Origin of the sequence: Paraburkholderia sp. 32 (genome assembly GCF_050435345.1) — a bacterium.
Classification (GTDB): Bacteria; Pseudomonadota; Gammaproteobacteria; order Burkholderiales; family Burkholderiaceae; genus Paraburkholderia; species Paraburkholderia tuberum.
This window is the reverse complement of record NZ_JBNDKD010000003.1, coordinates 170,461-191,382: the sequence shown is the minus strand read 5'-3', so window position 1 is coordinate 191,382 and position 20,922 is coordinate 170,461. Positions and strand designations below refer to the sequence as shown.

Below are 20,922 nucleotides of genomic sequence, written 5' to 3'. Positions count from 1 at the left end.
TCACGGGATGACTGATCGTCATCCCGCTTTTATATTTGGAGAATCATATGAATACTGTTATTGATGACCCCTGCGACTGGCGCGGCGCCGCTATGGGGTCCGCAACAGACTGGATTCACTCGTTGACGCCGGATGAAATTGACGAGATCGAACGGGCAGCAGCGCATGCCTATTCCCTCGGAAAGACAATCGATACGTTGACCATGGAAGATTTTCCGCTTCCGAACGTCGGCGTCCGCTTGTCTCACCTAAAGGAGTCACTGGAGAATCAATACGGGCTGTATGTCCTTCGCGGATTTCCAACAGAAGGCAAATCAGTCGACGATCTCCGTTATATCTTTTGGGGAATCGGATTGCATCTCGGGACCGCCGTTTGCCAAAGCTATAAAGGAGATTTTCTCGGCGATGTCCGTGATTTTGGTACAAGCGATGGTCGACTTTACAATACCAACGCCGCCGGTGGATTCCATGTCGATACCTGCGACGTAGTCGGTCTGTTTGTCGTGCGTCCGGCGAAGTCTGGCGGACTGTCACGAATTGCCAGTACCGTCGCAATACATAACGAAATCGCGCGGACCCGACCAGATCTGTTGGAGGTGCTCTACCAGCCGTTCTGCTGGAAAACTACAATCCCAGCTCCGTTTAGTGCAGGTCATCCGCCCTACTTCCAGCAGCCGTTGTTTTCGCGAGTAGCCAACAAGCTCTCGTGCTTGTGGCTTCCCGTGAAGATCAATCTCGCCCAAGGGATGGAAGGCGTTCCCCATCTGACGGATAAGCAACGCGAGGCCATCGACCTGGTCACCCAACTTGCCGAAAGCGAAGAGTTTGCAGTGTCCATGATGTTCGAGGCCGGTGACATGCAGTTCGTCAATAACCATGTCTGTGTCCATGGACGTACGGCGTTTGAGGATTACACCGACGAAGCGAGGAAGCGCCATCTGTTCCGCCTCTGGCTCTCGGTGCCGAATTCTCGTGAACTTGATGTGAGCCTGAAGCCGACATATGGGGAGGTCGGCGCTGGCCAAGTCCGTGGTGGCATTGGCCGTGAATGTGGGCTGCGCAAGTATCGTACATACGAGGCGCTGGTAGATTAATTTCATAGGAAATGCGAGGTGGTACCGCTCGCCGCGCTCCTCGCGTTTCTATTCCTCTATAGTTCTACACGAATTTGACGCACGTATCTTCTCAAGGTCCATATGGCGATGGACACTTTGGCGCTGTTGCCCCCCGTGCATGTGACGGCAGCCAACGAGCCGCAGACGTGCCAGTTGGCCAACTGGCGCGTCGAGTTCAGAAAGCCGCCGGTCAGACTGTCCGGTGGCGCTCGCCGGTGACAGCTCACCGGCGAAGAGCTTGCCAGGCCGAGTCGGGCAAGGCATCCAGCGTTAGTCGTCAGGCTACCGGTCGCGAAAAAACCTTCGCTCTGTTGCGGAGCCGCTAAATGGTCGAACGCATCTTCTGCTGGCTCAGCAGCTTCGTATTCTGCGAGCTTCAGCGCATCCACTTTCGAACTCTCAACAGCACCTTTTAGCGATACATTTCAAATAGAAAAGCCCGGAGAGTCGTCTCCGGGCTCTTTTATAGATCCACAACCGAGGCTCAGGCTTCACCTTTGATCTTGTCGCGGATGAGCACGCCGATAAAAAGCAGCCAGGAGATGCCGAGACCGAAGTAATCGAAGTTACGCAGCGGACGGTAGTCCGCCCAACCCCAACCCGTTGATCCGTCGATGGCCAGCAGCGTCAGCGCGATACAGATGGCGATTGCGATCCAGGTATTTTTTTTCATGCGAGTGCTCCTTAAGCCGATACTTTTTCTTCGACAGACACACCGACCAAAGTTGGGTCGGTTTGCAATAGACCACCTTTACCCTTCAGGTTGAAACCATTCCAACCGTCCCACAGCCACATAGGGTTCAGGGTCGGGCGGAAGCATGCAGCCATATAACCGCTATACGCAAGCAGCAGCAAACCGTTCATCAGCAGTTCTTGCGGGCCCGAAAACAATTGACGCGGCGTTGCGGAAATGAACGTATTCAGCCAGAAAATCGTAACCGTCGTCGGCATTTCGAGAATCAGCGTCAGTAAGACAAAACGGTTCGTCAGAAGCAGGAAGCCGTAAATCGCCTCCATATACTTGACCCAATGATACATACCGATTGCATCGGCACCGGCCAAATACTGACCAGCAAGACCAGGAACCATCGGTACGTACCCGTCGATCACGAATCGAATGCCTGAGAAGAAAAGGTGTGCGCCGAAATACAGCCGAAGCCACGTAATGACGTACTTCCACGGGGAAGAATTAGCGCTTTGCATAAGGAAATATTTCCAAAAAATTAGTGCAGTACAGCGACGAAATATGCCTGCGGCAGGCATACCCCAAAGGCGGTGGTCCAGACCACTGCCTGAGAGCCCGTTAAATGATGCCTTTGCGTCGATCCCGAATTAAAACGGTGATGACGCAGATCCATGGAATTGCCAGGCCAAACATATCGCGTGCGCGCAATTCTCGATATTCTGTATAGCCCAGTCCTGTGGATCCGAAGAATACCCAGCACGTCATGATGACGCAGCATGCAAGGCCAATATAAAGATTCCGGTTACTTTTCATCTTCGATCTCCCTTATGCGAAATCGCTTGATTTCTTAATAGTGGACGTCGATTCGGCGCCTTTACTCAGCCTCAAATGCTCTTTCCAGACGTCGACCTTGAAGCCCTCCCATAGCGCGAGCGGCTTGTTTGGCTTAAACACACTTGCCATATAGCCGCCATACGCCACCAGAATGAGGCCATTCATTAGTAGTTGATTCGGACCCGAGAACAATTGACGTGGAGTCGCAACGATAAAGGTATTAATCCAGAAAATCGAGATAGATGTCGGGAACTCGAGAATTGCGCCGAGCAACACGTATCGGTTCGTCAGCAACAGGATGCCGGCCAGCATTTCCACTGCTTTAACGGCATAAAACATGTGAATGGCATCGAGCGCCTGCACGTATTGGCCTCCGATGCCTGGAATAAACGGAACCCAGCCTGTCGAAAGATAGCGGAAACCCGACCACAAAAGATCGGCGCCGAAATAAACCCGGAGCCAAAGTACAGCATATTTCCACGGTGGCGAATTAAGTCCGTGCATCGAATATCTCCTATATTGGATTATGGTTATGCAACGCGCCGGAATCGAGCCCGCCGCCTTGTGTTCCGCTATTACGCTTCGACAACCCGATGCTGCTGTCCCGGCGTATGAATCTTGGCCAGTAATTCTTGATTCAATGCAAATCCGAATCCGACGCCTTCACTCGGATACGCAAAGCCGCCGCTAAAGCGCTGGCCGCCGATAGCCAAGTCCTGATCGACGGGGATATCACCACTGTTCCATGCTGCGTGGATCGCGAGAGGGCCCATGCTTTCGCTCATGAACTGGCATGCCCACTCGTTTGCGACCATGAGATGCGTGCTCGGCCCGGATTCGACACCCGATCCGATCAGCGTGCTGCAAAAGACAGGAATGTCGTACATGCGACATGCGGCCAGGAATCGCTGTGCCTTGACCAGCCCGCCGACCTTCTGAATCTTGAGAACGACGCCATCGGCCGAACGGCGTTCGGCGATTTCGCGGAGATCGCCCAACTCTTGCGCTCCCTCGTCTGCGTATATCGGTGTGGTGATACGCTCGCGCAGTTTCGACAGGCTGTCGCGGTATTGATGCGCCAGTGGCTGCTCCAGGAATGAGAGGTTGTATTGATCGAGGCGCTTCATCGTCGCCAACGCCTGCTCGTAGTTCCATGAGCCATTCGCGTCCAGGATGATCTTGGCATCCGGACCGAGCGCGGCTCGCACTTCGCGGACCGTAGCCACGTCGTTATTGAACGTATGACGGCCGACTTTGAGCTTGAACGCCGAGAAGCCATTTTCGCGGACCTGGATCGCGAGCTCGGCCACCTTTTCGGGCTCACCCGCCGACAATACCCAACCGAGCGGAATCTTCTCGCGAGTGCGGCCACCCAACAGGCTGTAGACTGGCACGCCCAAAGATTTGCCCTTCAGATCATGCAGAGCACAGTCGACCAACGCCTTCGCCTGATTGTTGTCGCGTGCGAGTTGATCCATCATGCCGACGATCTTTTCGATATTGCTCGCATCTTCACCAAGCAAAATTCGTGGCGCGAAAATATCGGAAATCATCGCCGTCATCGACGCTTGGCTTTCACCGCGATACCACGATGAAGTGTCCCCCGACTCCGCATAGCCGACGAGACCGTTGTCGGCTGTAATAGCCAAGAAAAGCGTATTCAGGCATGTGATTGTGACATTCGGAAGCTTAATCGGCTTCTTCAGCGGCATCGAAATCGGAATGCACTCAACGCGGGTTATCTTCACTTGATTTAAACCTATAGATATTCGTGGGAAGGGACGTCAGAAATGACGCCCCGACGCGACGACGAGTTATTGCACAACTGGCCGACGCAATGCACCGCTGACACGGATCAGCAGAATCACTGCCAATGCCACGGAGACCACGTAGCAGATGACGAACGAGGCGCCAAGTGCATTCGCACCGTCGAAGAATTTAGCAACGAGCGCCACCACGGTAGGGCCGAGTGCCAACCCGACGAGATTCGTGATCAAGTAATAGAGGGCGGTGATCTTGCCCATCATGTTACCCGGCGTGAACTCGGCATTCGTTGCACCGCCTGCCACCGCGAACATCGCAAACATGAACATTTGGACGAAGTAGAGGACGATACCCGCGCTCATCGTATGGACGAGCGGGAAGCATGCCGTAACGACTGCGGCGATTGCCGTTGTGACTGCCGCTACCCGAACAGGCGCATCGACCATGCCGCGCTTGCGCAACCGGTCCGCGATTCCGCCGCAAATCAGGAGACCGAGTGGGGAAGCGAGCAGTGCAACGCCGCCTATCGCCTTACCGATTTCCGGACGGGCAACATGTAGCGTGCGAGCGATGATTTCCGGAAGCCATGCCATCTGGGAACCAATGGCAATACCGTATAGGCAAATCGCAGCCCAGAGTTGAACATACACGCCACGATTCTTCCAGACGAAGCACATGGTCTGCTTGTACGTCACATCGGAAATATCGGTCTGGAAACGACGGGGCGGCTCACGCAGCAGCCAAAGCAGAATCGCGAACGGAACCCCAATGATGCCCGGCACCAGCAGTACAAAGTGCCAGGGCTTCATGCCGCCGACGACAGGTAGTGTATCGAATGCGCCTGCAGAAGCTGCCTTCAACAGGACGGCACCGAGAGCCATGGACAAACCAGTACCCAACATCGGACCGATATTGTAGATACCGAAAGCAATACTGCGACGATGCGGCGGAAATGCGTCACGAATCATCGACTGCGATCCGGGTGCCAGCGCCGATTCACCAACACCGAGACCAACACGTGTGAAGAACAACTGGAGATAGGTCGTACTCAGACCACAAAGCATCTGAACCACCGACCATGCCATGATCGCGCCGCCGAGGAGCGTCTTCCGTTGGTATTTGTCGACCAGAATGCCCATCGGAATACTGAGCATGCTATACAGCAACATAAAGGAAAGGCCAAGCAACAAACTGACCTGAAGATCGGAAATTCCGAGGTCTTCCTTAATCGGTCCGACAACGAGAGCAAGCGCGCCCCGATCGATAAACGAGATGACGTAGGTGGACGTCAAAACGATAAGCATCCACCATGCACCTTTGGTCGTCTTTGAATCTTCCACGTTGTCGGCGGGGGCCAACTTCGTTTGTACATCTGCGATCTCACTCACTACGGTGTCTCCTTGCTAATTATCCGTACAACTATTTAGCGCCCTTCTCCCGCCCACTATCGGCGAGTGCGGTCTTTGCCGCCGTCACGCCAGATACGATGAACTCGGCGATATCGCCCATCGAGTTGTAATACGGTCCCCATAGCGATCCGCATTCTCCGATTGCATAAAGACCGGAAATCGGCTTGTTCTGATGATCGAGAACACGCTGACCTGCGTCGTGTTTCGGACCGCCGTGCGTGTTCAAATAGGTCGGGAGCATTGGCCCGATCGCGTAGTACGGGCCTTCATCGTTGAGCGGCACGAGGAACGTTTCGCGCCCGCAATCGCGATCAAGGTTGTTGCGGCACTGATCGTTGTAACGCTCAACCGTCTCGCGAAGTGCGGCCGGATCGAGGCGGCCGGCCTTGCACACACCCTGGATCTCCGGCCACTGGCACTTCAACGCCAGTTCTTCAAGCGTATCGGCCTTGATGACGAGGCCTTCTTCGATTTCCTTGAGGTTGTCTTGCGACCACGGCGGCACACGCGAATTCAGCGTCGTCATTGCCGCACCGCCCGCACGCACCTTTTCATCGAAAATGTGGAATGCCGGCACGTTCGTGAATTCCGGGGTGCCCGGCGTCGTTGCCAACCAGGTATCGCGATTGGCCAATCCATGTTGGACAACCGACGTGTCCACCGTTTCGTTATGGAAGCGCTTCGCCTGGCGGTTGACCCACAACAGACTGCCGCCGTCCTTGAAGGCGCCGCTTTTATAGCCGAAGCCCGCGACCTTGTTCAGGTCGTAAGTCACATAGACGTAGCCTTCCTTCGTCTTGATGCCCATGTTCAGGGGGCCCGCTACGGCGTTCATGTGCCAGAGTTGCGCGCCAACCTCCTGCGCCATTCGAATGCCGTCCCCGGTCAGATTCGGGCTACCAAGGAAGTAGATCGGGCAAGCAGTCAGGAATTGTTTGCACATGGCGTCGTTCGCCTCGAAGCCGCCACTGGCCAACACGACTGCCTTGCGAGCACGCACCGCGATCGTCTTGCCGTCATGTTCGGCTTCAACACCGAGAATCCGTTTCGTGGCCGGGTGCTGAACCAACCTGGTGACGCGAGTGTTGCACTGGACGCGGCCACCCGCCTTCTCCGCTTGTGCGGAGATCGCATTCCAGAGGCCAGCTCCGCCCGGTGCGGCGACGACGCTCATGCCTTTGATGCTTTCCCCGCCGGGAGCCCCCGGGAATTCGGGAAAAAATCCCGGTGCCGAGAACGGCTGCGGGTTGTCCTTGAGCGGCAATTCGAGTTTGTGCTGCCAGGCGGGTATGTTCTTGAGGCTCGACACGAAATGGCGAAGAACGCTTTCATCAGTTTGGCCTCCACACAGCCAATTCAGATATTTGAACGACTCTTCTTCGTCGACAGAGGTCATGATCAGACCGCCCGCGACGCAGACCGAGTTGCCGCCGCCCTGCGCACCCTTTTCGAGAATGAGCACGTCGGCGCCCTGCTCAGCAGCTTCAAGCGCAAACACCGCGCCGGCGCCGCCGTAGCCGACAACAACCATATCGGCCTGGTCATCCCATCGGGGCTCGGTCCAATTCAATTCCATTTTCGTTATTCCTCGTGTCTCAGAAAACATACCAGCGCGGTTCGATCTACCTAGGCTGCGGGGGCAGCAGCGGCTCGCTCAGCCTCTTCCGCCGAGCGAAGACCGTTGTAGATTTCGTTGTAACGCAGCACCGGTTGATCCATCACCAACATGATCATCTTGCGCCCCGGCGTTTTCGAGATCGTTGCCTGCTGCGTCTCGATGATTGCCTTGTCTTCAGCGAATGCGGCTTCGGCGATCGCGAAAGCGTGATCTGCGAGATCGGCATGCTCGTGATCAGGACCGAAGTTGTAGAAGAACATCGATTCCGTATCGTTGATCGGCGTGATCATCTGGCATGTGCAACGGCGGAAGATCGGCTCTTCTGTGGGCCTGCCATCGACGAGACGATCCTGAACGCCCGGGGCGTACGAATGGATCTTGAGGATGAAGACGCCCGGCACGAGGAACGTGCTGACGACGTTGTCGTCGGAAGGGATTTCACCGAAGTATGGATTCGACTGACGTCCCAGGTGCCAGCGGTCAGCAACGACGCCACGCTCGACCGTATCGATGCCGCGCTTTGCTTCACCATCTTTCTGAATCTTGAGCGACACTTTGTTGTTGGCACCGAACGTCGCTTCGTGAACATACGGTGCGTGCGAAAGGTCGAGCAAGTTGTCAGCGACAATTTCCGCGTTCCCCTTCCATACCTTCTTCGAGCATTTCATCGCGAAGACAGCGCTGTCCGGACCTTCGATCGGCGGAATCAGCGCGGGATCAGCCTTTGCAGCGTCACCCATCCAAACCCATGCAGCACCATGTTTTTCTTCGATCGGGTAGCTACGAACGCAGACCTTCGACGAGATACGATCGGTGCCCGGGATTTCGGTGCAGCGTCCGTCGGCGGAGAATTTCAGACCATGGTACATACAGCGCAGTTCATCACCCTCCTTACGGCCGACCGACAGCGGAACCAGGCGGTGCGGACACAGATCTTCGAGTGCTACGAGCGTGCCGTCTTCCTTGCGGTAGAGCGCCAGTGCCTCGTTCATCACCGTGAACGGGACGATATCAGTAGCCGAAAACTCGCTCGACCATCCAACCATATACCAGCAGTTCCGGAGGAATTTCATTGTCAGTCTCCTGAGAAAGGAATCGGGAACGGATAAATCGGAACAAGGTGCGACACAATAGACCTGCCAGTTTGCGCATGCGACCTCTGTGACTCAACCGGACTGGCATCCTAAATAGTATTCAATTCAGTATTCATGGCATCTTATCGCGTTGCTTCGCGCGACATGACTCGGGATAACCCTGAAATGCACGTAAACGGCGTTCCAGTCAGAACGCCGTTTATGTTTGCAACTTCATTAGCTGAAGTAGACGCGCTCAGCCGTCGTATGCAGCACCTTGCGCTGATCTTCGGCCGACAGGGTGGAGACGGAGTCCTTCGCCAGCTGGACCATGTCCTTGTAGTCGCCCTTCGATTGAGCGATGTCGGAACCCCACATCACACGATCGGCACCGAACGAGCGCACCACACGCTCGACAACCGGCGCGGACGGCAGCTCGAGCGCTTTCAACTTGCCGAGGTTGATCATGGAATAAAGCAAGAAGACGTTCGGACTGTCGACGAATTTCAGCAGTGCTTCATCCACGCCGTAATCCGGTCCCGGGCCCTCGCCGACAATATTTGAAAAGTGGTCAAGAATAACCGGCGTATCAGGGAACTCCGTCACCACGTCTTGAAGCGCTTCGAGTGCTGCCAAACGATTCCAGCGGTAGAAGTGCAGACGCACGCTGCCGCCGAGATCCGTCACTGCTGCCCATGCACGACGCGCTTGCGTCGAAGCGAACCAACTGCTGTCTGCACCTTTCTTCGGTTCCGTCAGACGGATGCCGACCGAGCCGCGCTCGCCGACCCAGTATTTCACCGTTTCTTCGACGTTCGGTGCCAGTGCGTCGAGCATGCACAGCGAACGCAGACGGTCCGGATATTTCTGTGCGGAATCCACGACGTAGTCGTTGTGGAAGCCGTAGAGGTGCGCGCGTTGGACCGCGAGCGCCTTATCGATACCGAATGTGCCGAGCAAGTCGATCAAGCGCTCAGCCGTTACCGGATTGTCGAATGCGTTTTCTTCCAGAACGCCGCTCAGCGGCGACGGCGGATATTTCTCGCGGTCGGTCGAAATAAGGTGTGCGTGGCTGTCAATCATGACGTTACCTCTATTAAATTCAATTTAACCAATGATCTGCGGCATTATTTCCACGGGTCCACGCACACGTGGATCGCACCTTGAATGCCCCGACCTGCGGTGGCCAGAATTGCGTCGTGCACCTGCGACAGGCCGAACGTGTGCGAGCACACTTCATCGATCGGATAGCGGCCTGAGCCTACATAGCGCAGTGCCAATTCGACCGCTGCGTAGCTACGGCCACGCGGTGCACGAACCGTCAGATAGCGCTTCTTGATCTCGCCGATCGGTACGTGCTGCTCCAGGCCGTTCAGGCTCAGATAGGCGCCTTTTGCCGCCAGTGCGATCGACTGCTTGACGATCTCGCCCTTGGGGTCGCCGGTCGTATCAACCACGACGTCCACGCCCCGACCCTTGGTGATACGCATCACTTCGGCTTCGAGCTCTTGCGTTTCGACGTTGACTGCATAGTCGGCGCCCAGGCGCAGCGACAGATCGAGACGACTTTGATCGCGCGTCATGCCGGCCAGAATCACCGTATATGAGCCTGCGGCCTTTGCCGCCAGCACGCAGCCCAAGCCCTGCTGGCCCGGTCCCCAGACGAGTACGACCTTACCGGGACCTGCGCCGCCGTCGAGACACGCCCACTGCACGCCGTTACCGAACGGCACTGCCAGTGTTGCGTGCGTTGCCGGCATGTTTTGCGGAATTTTATGCAACACCGTGTTGAGCGGCAGATGCATATACTGTGCGTAGCCACCCCACAAATGCGGTGCCTTGTTGGCGGTGGACATGCCGAACCGATCGGTATTCAGGCGATCCTTCACATTGAAGAAATCGACGTCCATACACAGACGGAAATCTCCCTTCATGCACCATTCGCAGTGCCAGCACGGGAGATATTCGTGCAGAGCAACGCGATCGCCGGGCTTCACGCCCCAACGCTTGGCCGCGACTTCACCGACTTCTTCGATGGTCCCGACGTTTTCGTGGCCCATGATGACCGGAACGTGGCCGGCCTTGCGGTAGAGCTCGGGATCGCTGCCACCTACGCCACTCGCTTCGATGTGCAGAATTCCGGTTTCAGGCTTGACAGTCGGATAATCGAATTCACGAATTTCCGTGGTTTCGACATCCGTCTTAACTGCTGCCAGTACCTTCTTCGTCATGTGTTTGTCTCCTGCTCGTTTTCGATCTCAGAGTTTCCCAAATACGCGAAGTGCGTTACCACCGAAGATCGCGTTGAGATCCTCATCAGGTATTCCATTGAGTGCAATACGGGTGAGATCCAATGCATTCCCGTAGCCTTCGCGAGAACTCACGACTGGGAAATCGGAACCCCACATCAGGCGATTCGCGCCGAATGCGGCTACCGCCTCGTGGACAAGCGGCGACGCCGCGTCCCCGAAGGGACGGCCCAGATGCCACGTTTTCGGGTCGCGAGGCATCAATTCGCCGAGCCCCGGAACCTTGAGCATGACATTCGGAAAGGCGGCGAGCTTGAACACCTGGCGACGAATAGCTAACTGCTCATCTGTCGTGACGGGCATGCTGGTGCCACCCAGATGTTCGAGGACGATGGTCGTCCCTGCCAACCTCGCAACCAGTTCGATAAACCCCGGCGCGTTGAATGCTTCCGCCGACCCCACGCAACTGACGGGTAATCCAGTTTCCTGGACTGCACGCCATGCTTCCGGAAGACGACCATCCGGAAGACACGAGGAGGGGCGAAGCCGAATACCCGACACGCCACCGGCTGCGAGGTTTTCGATCGTCATTGCAACGTCCGGGGCTTCGACATCAACCCAAGCCACGCTCGACAGACGGCCCGGATATCGCTTGACGCAGTCTTGCTGATATCGGTTATCCGTCTGTCCGATCATCTGAGTGAGAACGGCCATATCAACGCCATACTCATTCATTTGGTCGATCAACGTCTCGACAGGCTCATACCAATGAGGCGAAACATGCGCGTGACTATCGACGATCATGTGGACCTCAGGCCTTCAGAGCGACTTCCGGATTGAGGGGTACTTCTTCTTTCCACGTACGATCGTTCGGGAAAATCACCGTCGAAGCGTGAATCTCATTCCACGGAATCGTGGTCGTCAGCACGCTGGGCAATTCGCCGCTTTCCGAGTAAGCACGAGCCGCACGGATCATCTGACGACGCCATGCAACGACCGCGACATCCGATGTGCCGAGGTGTTCCTTCGTGCGGTCGAGGATACGGCCCTGAGTTTCACTGACTGCGTGGTCCTGCGTCAGGATGCCCTTGATGCCCGACATCGACGTCGTCTTCATGGCCTCGCGATCCTGCTTGTACCAGTTGTCGATGTTGAGCTCCTTGCGGAAGTTTTCATCGAGCCAGTGACCGCCTTCCTGAATACGATATTCGATATCGACAGGCTGCGTTTCGTCGAAGAACCACTGGATATGCCACGTCGATTCGTCATCGCGCGGAACAAATGCATTTGCCATGCGACGGTTCTTGCGCACGCCGAATCCATCGGGCGGAATCAGCGTGAAAAACGGCAGGATCACTTGCGTGACGCGGGCGTGCAACTTGCCTTCTTCACGGAAATTGCGCACGCCTGCATAGCGCAGGCCGTAGTGCGTGTACTCGACTTCGATCTTCGGACGCAGATCGCGTTCGTGTTCGTACTTGGCCGGCGCTGCCCACGGTTGTTCACGGTGCAGGACGCCTGCGTGTGCGGAGTCGATCGTGCCCTCGACGGCTTGGGCGTAGTTGCAGTCTTCGAGTACCTTGAACGCAACAACCTTTTCCGCCGGGTACGATAGGAAATCGAAGTCGGGGAATTGGGGAACCTTCGCGGGATCGCCCATGTACGTCCAGATCACGCCAGCGACTTCTCGAGTCGGATACGCCACTGCCTTGATACGCGAGCACAGCTTCGAATCTTCCGGCTCCGTCGGAGTGTCCATGCACTGACCATCGACGGCGAACTTCCAACCGTGATACAGACAACGCAGGCCGCCGTCCGAGTTGTCGCCCAGCGCGAGCGACGCACGACGGTGCGGGCACTGTTCTTCGAGCAGGCCAACCTTGCCGTCGCTATCGCGGAACGCCACAAGGTCTTCGCCCAACAGACGCACACGCACGGGCTTGCCGCCCGGCTCGCTGATTTCGGACGCCAGCATCATCGGAATCCAGAATTGGCGGATCATGTCGCCGTTCGGCGTGCCTTTACCAACCTGGGTCAGAACGTCGTTATCTTCGCGGGAAAGCATGGTTTGCTCCTAGATTTTGTTTATCTGTGAATATGCGCGGGAGATAAATGCGCTCCCACTAGCGTTAAACGAGTTCGACGGCCTTCAGCAATCGATCACGCGCGTCTACGGTGTTGCTGTCGTTGCCAATGAAATCGTGCGCTTCGACAATCAGGTTGCGCAGAGCAGCAAGGTTCTGCACTTCCCGCACATTCGAGCCCTGCCGTGCAGCAGCGACGATATCGTTATCGAGCAGCCGCCAGACTTCATCGAGCTCGGATTCGCGGTAAATCATGTGCTCGAACGTACTCGACTTCTCCACGCGCCCGATCAGTTCACGCAGCGTTTGCGGTGAGTAATCTTCGATCGAGTGAATATCATCCACGTTCATGGCTCATCCTTATTTCTTGGGACCTGGACCGAACTGCGAAGGTGGGAGGCCGAGCGCATGGCGGCCAAATGCCGTCAGCGCCGAATCCCACGTGAAAGCAAAGTGCTGGGCGGCGGAATTGACGTCGCGCCAGATACGTTGGAGCTCCGAAGCGTTGTAAATGCTGGTGCCGCCGGCAGCTTCGAAGACACTGTTGGCGGCGCGACGAGCGGTTTGAGCGGAATACGCCCAGTCGCGCGGTATACGCGACCATTCGAGCGCCGTCAGTGACTCTGCACTTTCTGCCGTATCGACGCGGCGCGTGTCTTCGAGAATCAATGCGTAGGCCGCGTCGAGATCTGCCGTCGCGTGTGCCAGGCGTTCGATCGTAGCCGACTGTTCCGCCATTTGAGCGGCCGGCATTGCCTGAAGACGCGGCGCCAAACCCTCAGCGAACGAACGGAGTGCTGCGCGTGCCATGCCCAGCGGCGCGCCGATGAGCGAGAACGGCGTGACGTTCTGGAAAGGCATCCGGTAGATCGGGGCACGCATTGCGTCAGCGCCTTCGACGTTGCCCGTCATCATGTCTTTGACCGACACCGAACGATGTTTCGGGATGAACGCTTCCGCGACCTTGATCGTGCGGCTACCGGTGCCACGCAGGCCAGCCGTGTGCCAGTCATCGACAATTTCGATATCCGAACGCGGGATCACGAAAAAGCGCGGTTCAGGCGGCCCATCGGAACGCTGCACGGCGTTTCCGATGATGACCCATTGCACGTGGTCGATACCCGAACAGAAGCGACCGTCGCCGTTCACGAGTTTGTAGCCGCCGTCGACTTCGGTAATCGTGCCGCCCAAGCGGAACACGGTTGCCGTCAATACGTGGCCTTTGCCAAGCACGTCTTGCTGTGCTTGCAACGGGAACAGATTCAACATCCAGCTATGACCCGCCAGAACGCCGAAAACCCAACCCGTCGAGCCACAGGCCGATGCGATTTCTGCCGTAACTTCGACGAGCGTAGTGAAACCTAGTTCGGAACCGCCAAACGTCTTCGGTGTGATGATGTTGAAAAGACCCGTTTCGCGCAGTACATCGATCGTTTCTTTGGGCACCACGCGGTCGCTTTCGGTCTGTTTGACGCGTGAACGAATCGCGTCATGCAAACCACGGGCAATATCGAGGGCTTCCTCGCGGCTGTTAATACGGCTCAAGACATTCTCCTGGGAGGACTTGGTGCGCCGGAACGTGGCCGGCGTGCAGAATGGTTTTTGCTTAGATATCGCTCAGTGTTCGTTGCGACCATAACGATCTTCGACGGTCATACGTTCCTTGGCGTCGAGGAACCAGCGATAGTGACCGCCCTTCGAGATCGGCGGAACGTCTTCGGAGACGACGTACCAGCTTTCGCCGTCGTTTTCCGTCGCATAGATTTCGCCCGTTGCCGTACCGGCGATGAGCATGATCTTGTCATCCCAACGGTACATACCCATACCCTCGATGTTGCCGATAATTTCCTCGGGCAGACCGTTACGCATATGTTTCCAGGTAACGCCACCATCGGTGCTCTTGAGAACAGTTGCGTTCGCCGACTTACGGGCGCCCCAATCGCGCGGTGCGTTACCCGGTCCACCGAGATACAGGACGTTCTCGTTGCGCGGGTCGATAAACATGGCGTCGGGATAACCGATAAGGTCTTGACGCGTCATCAGGTGAACCCAGGTCTCGCCAGCGTCTGCGCTGTAATGCAGGCCTTCGCCGCCGCACATGAAGATCTGTTTCGGATTCGACGGGCGGATCACCACGCGGTGGTTGTCGTGGTAGAACTTGTCGTTTTCCGATTCGTACGACCGCGGCTCGTTCCACGTCTTGCCGTCGTCGGTAGTCTTGAGAAGCGCGCCCTGTTCAATACAGACATAAAGCGTTTCGGGTTCGGCCGGGTGAAACGAAATATTCTTGACGTGTGCGATATGCGGGGGCGGCGGGAACGTCCACCTGTCCTGGTCCGGCACCGTCATCATTTCGGGAATTTCGACCCACGAAGCACCCAGATCGTCGCTGCGATAAAGCGCGGACGGCTCAGTGCCCAGGAACAGGACGGTCTTCCCGTCGCGCTCCTGCTGCGCCATCGTATAAATATGCGTGCTCTTCAGGCCATTGTTGGCTGGTTCCCACGTCAGGCCCAAGTCCTTCGAGACCACGAGACTGCCTTGGCCGTGTGCGCCCGCGAACAACAGGCCCGCACCCGGAACATAGAGCAACGCGCTCACGTGGCGATCTTCCAGCGTCGTGCGCGTGAGATCCCACGGGGCACTGGCGTCTTCACGCTCGAATACGAGCATGCCGCGAATCGTAGCAACCAGTAGCGTCGTTGCCGCGCCATCACCGTGCGTAACGGTTCCACCGTTGGTGGTCAAAACTGCAATCATTTCTCCTCCCTAGGGAATACCCCATGTGATGTCGCCTGTCTTTGACTTTTTCCCGCTCAGACGAAATAATATGCAAAAAAGAATTACGCGTCAAACGGTTGGCAAGAAACTTTCAATGATTGGTGACTGAGGAAGCGTGATGTGTGATGCCTGCCCCCCATTCGCAGGGTTCCGCGCGTTCTATGATTTTGGAGGTGAGATGACTGAACTTAATGAAGTGATGACTCTGCGCTTGACGGCGAGTCAATATTTAGCGCGCAACACGCTGGCTCTGACCTTTGAAGACCCCGAGGGCGAGCGTCTGCCCGCCGCTGACGCGGGTTCGCACGTCGCACTGATCCTGCCGAACGGATTGACGCGTCAGTACTCCCTCCTTGAGTCCAGCAATAGCCTGACGCAGCGTTCGTACGTGATTGGCGTCAAACTCGACCCGCAGTCGCGTGGTGGCTCCCGCTACATCCACGAAACGATGCGTGTCGGCGACCTCGTGCAGGTCGAAACCCCGCGCAACAACTTCCCCCTCGACGAAGACGCTAAGCACACGATTCTGGTTGCCGGTGGTATCGGGATCACGCCTATTCTGTGTATGGCGCGTCGCCTGAAGGAAATCGGAAAGTCGCCGCGTATCTATTATTCGTGCCGAGACCGGGTTGACGTCGCCTACGCTGAAGAATTGAAGACGTTCGAAGGTTCGCTCGTTCACGTCGACGCAGAAGTCGGCACGTTTCTGAATATCGAAGACGTGGTGAAGCGGGAGCCGGCGTCGGCCCATTTCTATTGCTGCGGCCCCGGGCCCGATGCTCGAAGCATTCGAAAAGGCTTGCTCGACTTTGCCCCCTGAACAAGTCCACGTCGAGTACTTCAGTGCCAAACACGAAGCCGCACTCGATGGCAACTACGTCGTTGAACTGCGTAAGAGCGGCAAGACGCTCACCGTCCCTCAAGGCAAGACGATTCTCAACGTCGTGCGCGAAGCCGGTGTACCGATCTCATACTCGTGCGAAGAAGGCGTATGCGGTGCATGTGAAGTCCGCGTGCTGGAAGGTGAGCCGGATCACCGCGACGCCATTCTGTCGGAGCCCGAAAAGGCTTCGAACAAGACGATGATTATCTGCTGTTCTGGCTGCAAGGGCGATCGTCTCGTCCTCGATCTGTAACAAACACCCGTGTGCCTACGGGCACCCACCATCACGTTAATCAAGGAGACACGTAAGTGATTATTGATTGCCACGGTCACGTCAGCGCACCCGCAGAATTGTGGGTCTACAAGGCACACATTCTGTCGCATCGGGGCGAACACGGTCGCAAGATGCCGGAGGTGACCGACGAGGAAATCCTGCACTACGCCAACAAGAAGGAAATGGCGCCGGTTGGCCACCTCGACATGCTCGACCGCGTCGGCACGAACGTCCAGCTGATGTCGCCGCGTCCGTTCCAGATGATGCACAGCCAGAAGCCGGGCAAGCTCGTGCACTGGTTCACGGAAGAAACCAACAACATCATCTCGCGCACTGTCAAGCTGCTGCCGAAGCGTTTCATCGGAGTCGGCGGCCTGCCGCAAGTGTCGGGCGACCCGATCGAGGTCGTGCTGCCGGAACTGGAGCGCTGCGTCAAGGAACTGGGCTTCAAGGGCGTACTGCTGAATCCCGACCCATTCGAAAACAGCGGCGTCGAAGCCCCCGGTCTCGGTGATCGTTACTGGTACCCGCTGTACGAGAAACTGTGCGAACTCGACGTACCGGCGCACATCCACGCTACTGGCTCGCAGTCGGCTCGTTCGCCGTACACCGTTCACTTCATTAACGAAGAAACGATCGCGGTGTTCAACCTCGTCAATTCGAACGTCTTCAAGGACTTTCCGAATCTGAAGATCATGGTGTCGCACGGCGGCGGTTCGATCCCCTACCAGATCGGCCGTTTCCAGTCGGGCGCCTCGCGTGCCGGCCGCAACTTCCTCGAGGGCATGCGAAATCTGTACTACGACACCGTGCTCTACTCCGAAGAATCGCTGCGTCTACTGATCAAGACGGTTGGCGCTGACCGCTGCATGTTCGGCGCTGAGTGCCCGGGCGTGGGTTCGGCTATCAACCCGGACACCGGCCGCACTTTCGACGACATCAAGCCGTATATCGAAAGCTTCGACTGGCTGTCGAAAGCAGAGAAGGATGCAATCTTCTTCGGGAACGCTCGCGACTTCTTTAAGCTCAACCTCGCGGATTACGAATAATCCCGACGCCCACAGGACTCGAAATCATGGCAAAAATCGTATTGGGAATGGGAACTTCGCATGGCCCCATGCTCATCACGCCACCGGAGACCTGGGGCGCTCGCGTACCTGATGATCGACTGAGCAAGCATGATTTCGAAGGCCGCGAATGGGCCTTCGATGAACTCGTTGAATATCGCCGTAGCGAGAACCTCGCGGATCAGATCACGCCGGAGAAGTGGAAGGAGCGCCATGCCCAGTGCCGGGCGGCTATCGAGGAAATGGCGCGGGTGCTGGCTGAGGCCAAAGCTGACGTCGTTGTCATTGTCGGCAACGATCAGATGGAAATTTTCACCACTGATTGCATTCCCGCATTCGGCGTCATGCACGGCCCGACGATCGTGAACAACATGATCAGTCACGATAAATTGATGCAAATGCCTCCGGGCGTGCGCCATTCGATGCCGGGTTACAAGCCGGAAACTGCCACGCATGAAGGCGTTCCAGAGCTTGCAAAGCACATTATCAAGAACGCGATCGCCGACAACTTTGACGTGGCCGCTCTTGGCCGCTTGTCAGAAACGGAAACGCCGCATGCATACGGCTTCGTGTTCCGCCAGCTGATGAAAGACCAGGTCGTTCCGACCGTGCCGGTGTTTGTCAATACGTTCTATCCGCCGAATCAACCGACAGTCGCACGCTGCCACGCTTTCGGTGCATCGATTGCTCGCGCCATCGAATCGTGGGATTCGGACGCACGTGTAGCTGTCATCGCTTCCGGTGGTCTGACGCACTTCGTCATTGACGAGCGCGTCGACAATCTGATTCTCGACGCGATGAAGAACCACGACCTCACGCCGGTATTCGCGTTGGGCGAAGAAATCTTCCAGGCGGGTACATCGGAAATCAAGAACTGGATTCCCGTCGCCGGCATGATGGATGAACTCGCCTTCGACATGACGGTGGTCGACTATGTGCCCTGCTATCGCAGCGAAGCCGGTACCGGCAACGCCATGGGCTTTGTGTACTGGAAGCCGCAGTCCGAATAAGGAAACATCAAATATATGGCAACCAAAGACGAATTGATCCACCGCCTTCGTCGGCTGGACTGCTGCGCAGTCTCGGACGCACTCGATAAACTCGGCTTGTCCGGCGTCGTGAGCGGCGTCGCCCAAGCCTCAGGCACGAAGCGCATCGCAGGTCGCGTTATCACGATGAAACTCGGTGTTGGTGATCCGCCTCCCGGCCCGCCGCGTCATCTGGGCACCACCGCGATCGAACTCGGCAACTCCGACGATGTGATCGTTGTCGAGCAGCGCACCGGTATTGAAGCCGGTTCGTGGGGCGGCATCCTGTCGCTGGGTGCCAAGGTTCGCGGTATCGCGGGCGTGATCGCTGACGGTCCGGTTCGCGATATCGACGAATCCCGCGAGATGGGCCTGCCGGTGTTCACAAACAAGTTCACGGCGCTCACCGCTCGTGGCCGTATCGTCGAAAAGGGCGTGAACGTCCCCATTGAAGTCTTCGGGGCCGCAGTGGAAGCCGGCGACTACGTGATCGCCGACAGCAGCGCCGTGATTTTCATCAGCAAGGCAAACATCGCCAGGGTGGTCGAGACTGCTGAATCGATCGTCGCACGCGAAGCCTTGATGGCGAAGGCACTACTGGCGGACACGCCGATCCATGAAGTCATGGGTGGCAACTACGAATTTATGCTTAAGGATTAACCATGTCCGAAATCGAACAAGACAAGAATGTTGCCCGCGCAGCGAAACTCGAAACGGCGACCCTGAGCGACGCACTGGACCGATTGGGCCTGAACGGTCAGTGCTACAAGATCAAGCCGCGTGATTCGTCGTTCCGAATGGCCGGTCGGGCATTCACGATTCTCTACGGCCCCGCCGCTTCGCCCGCAGGCACCGTGGGTGACTTCATCGACGACGTTCCGCCGGGTTCGGTCATCGTCCTCGACAACGGTGGTCGCGAAGACGCAACGGTATGGGGCGACATCCTGACCGAGATCGCTCATCGCCGTGGTATCGCTGGTACCGTAATCGACGGCATAAATCGTGACGTACACCTGTGCCTGTCGCTCGGTTACCCGGTTTTCTCCAAGGATAACTGGATGCGCACGGGCAAGGATCGCGTGCAGGTCGAAGCCACCAACGTTCCGGTGAATATCGGTAACGTGCGCGTTGCTCCGGGCGATCTGCTGCGCGGTGACGCGGACGGCGTGATCTCGATTCCGAAGGAACACGAAGAACGCGTGCTTGCTGCTGCTGAAGAAATCGATGCCGCGGAAAATGCAATCCGACGGTCTGTGGCAACGGGTATGCGGCTAGACGAGGCTCGCAAACAGTTCAAGTACCATCAACTGCAAACGCGTCGGACTGGAGAAGAGGCATGACGGGCCCGGTTTTCAATCGTCATGAGACCACGCGTCTCGCTATCGAGCGACCGGACGTCAATTTGCTTGACGCCGCCGCGAAATTGCCGGCAGCAACGCTTCACGAGGCTGCCGGAAAGATCGGCGTCCTGCCTTATGAAATTAAGCCTGTCGCGCCCGGCTTCAAGATTTGCGGCCCAGCTGTGACCGTCCATTCGCCCGGTGGCGATAACCTTTGGCTTCACCGTGCGATTTACGGAGCACAACCAGGTGATGTCCTGGTCGTCTCCGTAAGCGAAGCATATGAACACGGGTACTGGGGCGAGATCATGTCAACGGCCGCAAAGGTTCGGGGGCTTGCCGGTCTCGTCATTAACGGCTGTGTTCGTGATCAGCGACTGCTGTCCGAGATCGGGTTTCCCGTTTTCGCTCGCGGTCTTTGTATCCGTGGCACAGGAAAAGATTTCGGCGCCAGAGGTTGGATCAACGCCCCGATTCGATTCGACGATGTCACTATAAATGCAGGTGACCTGATCGTTGGTGATGAAGACGGCGTCGTGTGCATCCCGCGTGAGCGAATCGCCGAGGTGATCATTGCATCCGAAGCACGCGAAGCAGCAGAAGCACAGCAGATGAAGCGAATGGAAGCGGGCGAGAGCACGCTCAGTATCTTCGGTTGGGATCAATAAACCGGCTGAGACTCGCGTCTATAGCATGGGTGGCGCCCCGAAAAAACGCC

The 20,922-nt window shown here is 56.9% G+C and carries 20 protein-coding genes and 1 pseudogene; 7 read left to right on the top strand and 14 right to left on the bottom strand.

Annotated elements, in window-relative coordinates; genetic code table 11:
* Nucleotides 1-47 precede the first annotated feature (47 nt).
* Entirely contained in the window at nucleotides 48-1,094 is a 1,047-nt protein-coding gene (locus OKW26_RS23575; RefSeq protein WP_429355396.1) for a TauD/TfdA family dioxygenase, read from the top strand.
* A gap of 505 nt (nucleotides 1,095-1,599) precedes the next feature.
* Here OKW26_RS23575 and OKW26_RS23570 read toward each other — a convergent pair.
* From OKW26_RS23570 to OKW26_RS23505, 14 genes are all read right to left on the bottom strand, one after another.
* On the bottom strand, nucleotides 1,600-1,788 hold the full coding sequence (locus OKW26_RS23570) for a hypothetical protein (protein WP_184062805.1): 189 nt from the start codon (nucleotides 1,786-1,788) through the stop codon (nucleotides 1,600-1,602).
* Nucleotides 1,789-1,799: 11 nt separating this feature from the next.
* On the bottom strand, nucleotides 1,800-2,318 hold the full coding sequence (locus tag OKW26_RS23565) for a hypothetical protein (RefSeq protein WP_260321309.1): 519 nt from the start codon (nucleotides 2,316-2,318) through the stop codon (nucleotides 1,800-1,802).
* Between the two features lie 307 nt (nucleotides 2,319-2,625).
* Nucleotides 2,626-3,138, bottom strand: a complete 513-nt coding sequence (locus OKW26_RS23560) for a hypothetical protein (protein ID WP_429355395.1) — start codon at nucleotides 3,136-3,138, stop codon at nucleotides 2,626-2,628.
* A 71-nt stretch (nucleotides 3,139-3,209) separates the two neighbouring features.
* On the bottom strand, nucleotides 3,210-4,382 hold the full coding sequence (locus OKW26_RS23555) for a mandelate racemase/muconate lactonizing enzyme family protein (RefSeq protein ID WP_429355394.1): 1,173 nt from the start codon (nucleotides 4,380-4,382) through the stop codon (nucleotides 3,210-3,212).
* A 66-nt stretch (nucleotides 4,383-4,448) separates the two neighbouring features.
* Nucleotides 4,449-5,786 (bottom strand): MFS transporter, encoded by a 1,338-nt coding sequence (locus tag OKW26_RS23550; protein WP_184062809.1) that lies wholly within the window; start codon nucleotides 5,784-5,786, stop codon nucleotides 4,449-4,451.
* A 31-nt stretch (nucleotides 5,787-5,817) separates the two neighbouring features.
* A complete protein-coding gene (locus tag OKW26_RS23545) occupies nucleotides 5,818-7,383 on the bottom strand; it encodes an FAD-dependent oxidoreductase (RefSeq protein ID WP_184063099.1) in 1,566 nt (521 codons plus the stop codon).
* Between the two features lie 50 nt (nucleotides 7,384-7,433).
* Nucleotides 7,434-8,498, bottom strand: a complete 1,065-nt coding sequence (locus OKW26_RS23540) for an aromatic ring-hydroxylating dioxygenase subunit alpha (protein ID WP_260321311.1) — start codon at nucleotides 8,496-8,498, stop codon at nucleotides 7,434-7,436.
* Nucleotides 8,499-8,735: 237 nt separating this feature from the next.
* Nucleotides 8,736-9,581 (bottom strand): amidohydrolase family protein, encoded by an 846-nt coding sequence (locus OKW26_RS23535; protein WP_184062811.1) that lies wholly within the window; start codon nucleotides 9,579-9,581, stop codon nucleotides 8,736-8,738.
* Nucleotides 9,582-9,625: 44 nt separating this feature from the next.
* Nucleotides 9,626-10,729, bottom strand: a complete 1,104-nt coding sequence (locus OKW26_RS23530; RefSeq protein WP_184062813.1) for a zinc-dependent alcohol dehydrogenase — start codon at nucleotides 10,727-10,729, stop codon at nucleotides 9,626-9,628.
* Between the two features lie 27 nt (nucleotides 10,730-10,756).
* Nucleotides 10,757-11,551 (bottom strand): amidohydrolase family protein, encoded by a 795-nt coding sequence (locus OKW26_RS23525; RefSeq protein ID WP_429355393.1) that lies wholly within the window; start codon nucleotides 11,549-11,551, stop codon nucleotides 10,757-10,759.
* Nucleotides 11,552-11,558: 7 nt separating this feature from the next.
* Complete coding sequence (locus OKW26_RS23520) at nucleotides 11,559-12,812, bottom strand: Rieske 2Fe-2S domain-containing protein (RefSeq protein ID WP_429355392.1); 1,254 nt, start codon at nucleotides 12,810-12,812, stop codon at nucleotides 11,559-11,561.
* Between the two features lie 64 nt (nucleotides 12,813-12,876).
* Nucleotides 12,877-13,182, bottom strand: coding sequence for a hypothetical protein (locus OKW26_RS23515; protein WP_184062819.1), 306 nt, complete (start codon nucleotides 13,180-13,182; stop codon nucleotides 12,877-12,879).
* Nucleotides 13,183-13,191: 9 nt separating this feature from the next.
* Nucleotides 13,192-14,376: an acyl-CoA dehydrogenase family protein gene (locus OKW26_RS23510; protein WP_429355391.1), complete on the bottom strand. Its 1,185-nt coding sequence runs from the start codon at nucleotides 14,374-14,376 to the stop codon at nucleotides 13,192-13,194.
* Nucleotides 14,377-14,448: 72 nt separating this feature from the next.
* Entirely contained in the window at nucleotides 14,449-15,579 is a 1,131-nt protein-coding gene (locus OKW26_RS23505) for a glycosyl hydrolase (RefSeq protein WP_429355390.1), read from the bottom strand.
* A 211-nt stretch (nucleotides 15,580-15,790) separates the two neighbouring features.
* Here OKW26_RS23505 and OKW26_RS23500 point away from each other — a divergent pair.
* The 6 genes and pseudogenes from OKW26_RS23500 to OKW26_RS23475 all read left to right on the top strand — a co-directional run bounded on the left by OKW26_RS23500 (nucleotide 15,791) and on the right by OKW26_RS23475 (nucleotide 20,872).
* Nucleotides 15,791-16,748: pseudogene (locus OKW26_RS23500) on the top strand (PDR/VanB family oxidoreductase).
* A 56-nt stretch (nucleotides 16,749-16,804) separates the two neighbouring features.
* Entirely contained in the window at nucleotides 16,805-17,818 is a 1,014-nt protein-coding gene (locus tag OKW26_RS23495) for an amidohydrolase family protein (RefSeq protein ID WP_027197812.1), read from the top strand.
* 26 nt (nucleotides 17,819-17,844) lie between these two features.
* Nucleotides 17,845-18,846, top strand: a complete 1,002-nt coding sequence (locus tag OKW26_RS23490; protein WP_184062833.1) for a protocatechuate 3,4-dioxygenase — start codon at nucleotides 17,845-17,847, stop codon at nucleotides 18,844-18,846.
* A 15-nt stretch (nucleotides 18,847-18,861) separates the two neighbouring features.
* Entirely contained in the window at nucleotides 18,862-19,524 is a 663-nt protein-coding gene (locus tag OKW26_RS23485; protein ID WP_184062835.1) for an RraA family protein, read from the top strand.
* 2 nt (nucleotides 19,525-19,526) lie between these two features.
* Complete coding sequence (locus OKW26_RS23480) at nucleotides 19,527-20,204, top strand: RraA family protein (protein ID WP_184062837.1); 678 nt, start codon at nucleotides 19,527-19,529, stop codon at nucleotides 20,202-20,204.
* Nucleotides 20,201-20,872: a 4-carboxy-4-hydroxy-2-oxoadipate aldolase/oxaloacetate decarboxylase gene (locus tag OKW26_RS23475; protein WP_184062839.1), complete on the top strand. Its 672-nt coding sequence runs from the start codon at nucleotides 20,201-20,203 to the stop codon at nucleotides 20,870-20,872. Before OKW26_RS23480 ends, OKW26_RS23475 begins: the two co-directional genes overlap by 4 nt.
* The last annotated feature ends 50 nt before the right edge of the window (nucleotides 20,873-20,922 follow it).

Excerpts from the sequence above, each read along its gene's own strand:
- OKW26_RS23575 (WP_429355396.1), top strand. The coding sequence starts at position 48 with ATGAATACTGTTATTGATGACCCCTGCGACTGGCGCGGCGCCGCTATG.
- OKW26_RS23570 (WP_184062805.1), bottom strand. The coding sequence starts at position 1,788 with ATGAAAAAAAATACCTGGATCGCAATCGCCATCTGTATCGCGCTGACG.
- OKW26_RS23565 (WP_260321309.1), bottom strand. The coding sequence starts at position 2,318 with ATGCAAAGCGCTAATTCTTCCCCGTGGAAGTACGTCATTACGTGGCTT.
- OKW26_RS23560 (WP_429355395.1), bottom strand. The coding sequence starts at position 3,138 with ATGCACGGACTTAATTCGCCACCGTGGAAATATGCTGTACTTTGGCTC.
- OKW26_RS23545 (WP_184063099.1), bottom strand. The coding sequence starts at position 7,383 with ATGGAATTGAATTGGACCGAGCCCCGATGGGATGACCAGGCCGATATG.
- OKW26_RS23540 (WP_260321311.1), bottom strand. The coding sequence starts at position 8,498 with ATGAAATTCCTCCGGAACTGCTGGTATATGGTTGGATGGTCGAGCGAG.
- OKW26_RS23535 (WP_184062811.1), bottom strand. The coding sequence starts at position 9,581 with ATGATTGACAGCCACGCACACCTTATTTCGACCGACCGCGAGAAATAT.
- OKW26_RS23530 (WP_184062813.1), bottom strand. The coding sequence starts at position 10,729 with ATGACGAAGAAGGTACTGGCAGCAGTTAAGACGGATGTCGAAACCACG.
- OKW26_RS23525 (WP_429355393.1), bottom strand. The coding sequence starts at position 11,551 with ATGATCGTCGATAGTCACGCGCATGTTTCGCCTCATTGGTATGAGCCT.
- OKW26_RS23520 (WP_429355392.1), bottom strand. The coding sequence starts at position 12,812 with ATGCTTTCCCGCGAAGATAACGACGTTCTGACCCAGGTTGGTAAAGGC.
- OKW26_RS23515 (WP_184062819.1), bottom strand. The coding sequence starts at position 13,182 with ATGAACGTGGATGATATTCACTCGATCGAAGATTACTCACCGCAAACG.
- OKW26_RS23490 (WP_184062833.1), top strand. The coding sequence starts at position 17,845 with ATGGCAAAAATCGTATTGGGAATGGGAACTTCGCATGGCCCCATGCTC.
- OKW26_RS23485 (WP_184062835.1), top strand. The coding sequence starts at position 18,862 with ATGGCAACCAAAGACGAATTGATCCACCGCCTTCGTCGGCTGGACTGC.
- OKW26_RS23480 (WP_184062837.1), top strand. The coding sequence starts at position 19,527 with ATGTCCGAAATCGAACAAGACAAGAATGTTGCCCGCGCAGCGAAACTC.
- OKW26_RS23475 (WP_184062839.1), top strand. The coding sequence starts at position 20,201 with ATGACGGGCCCGGTTTTCAATCGTCATGAGACCACGCGTCTCGCTATC.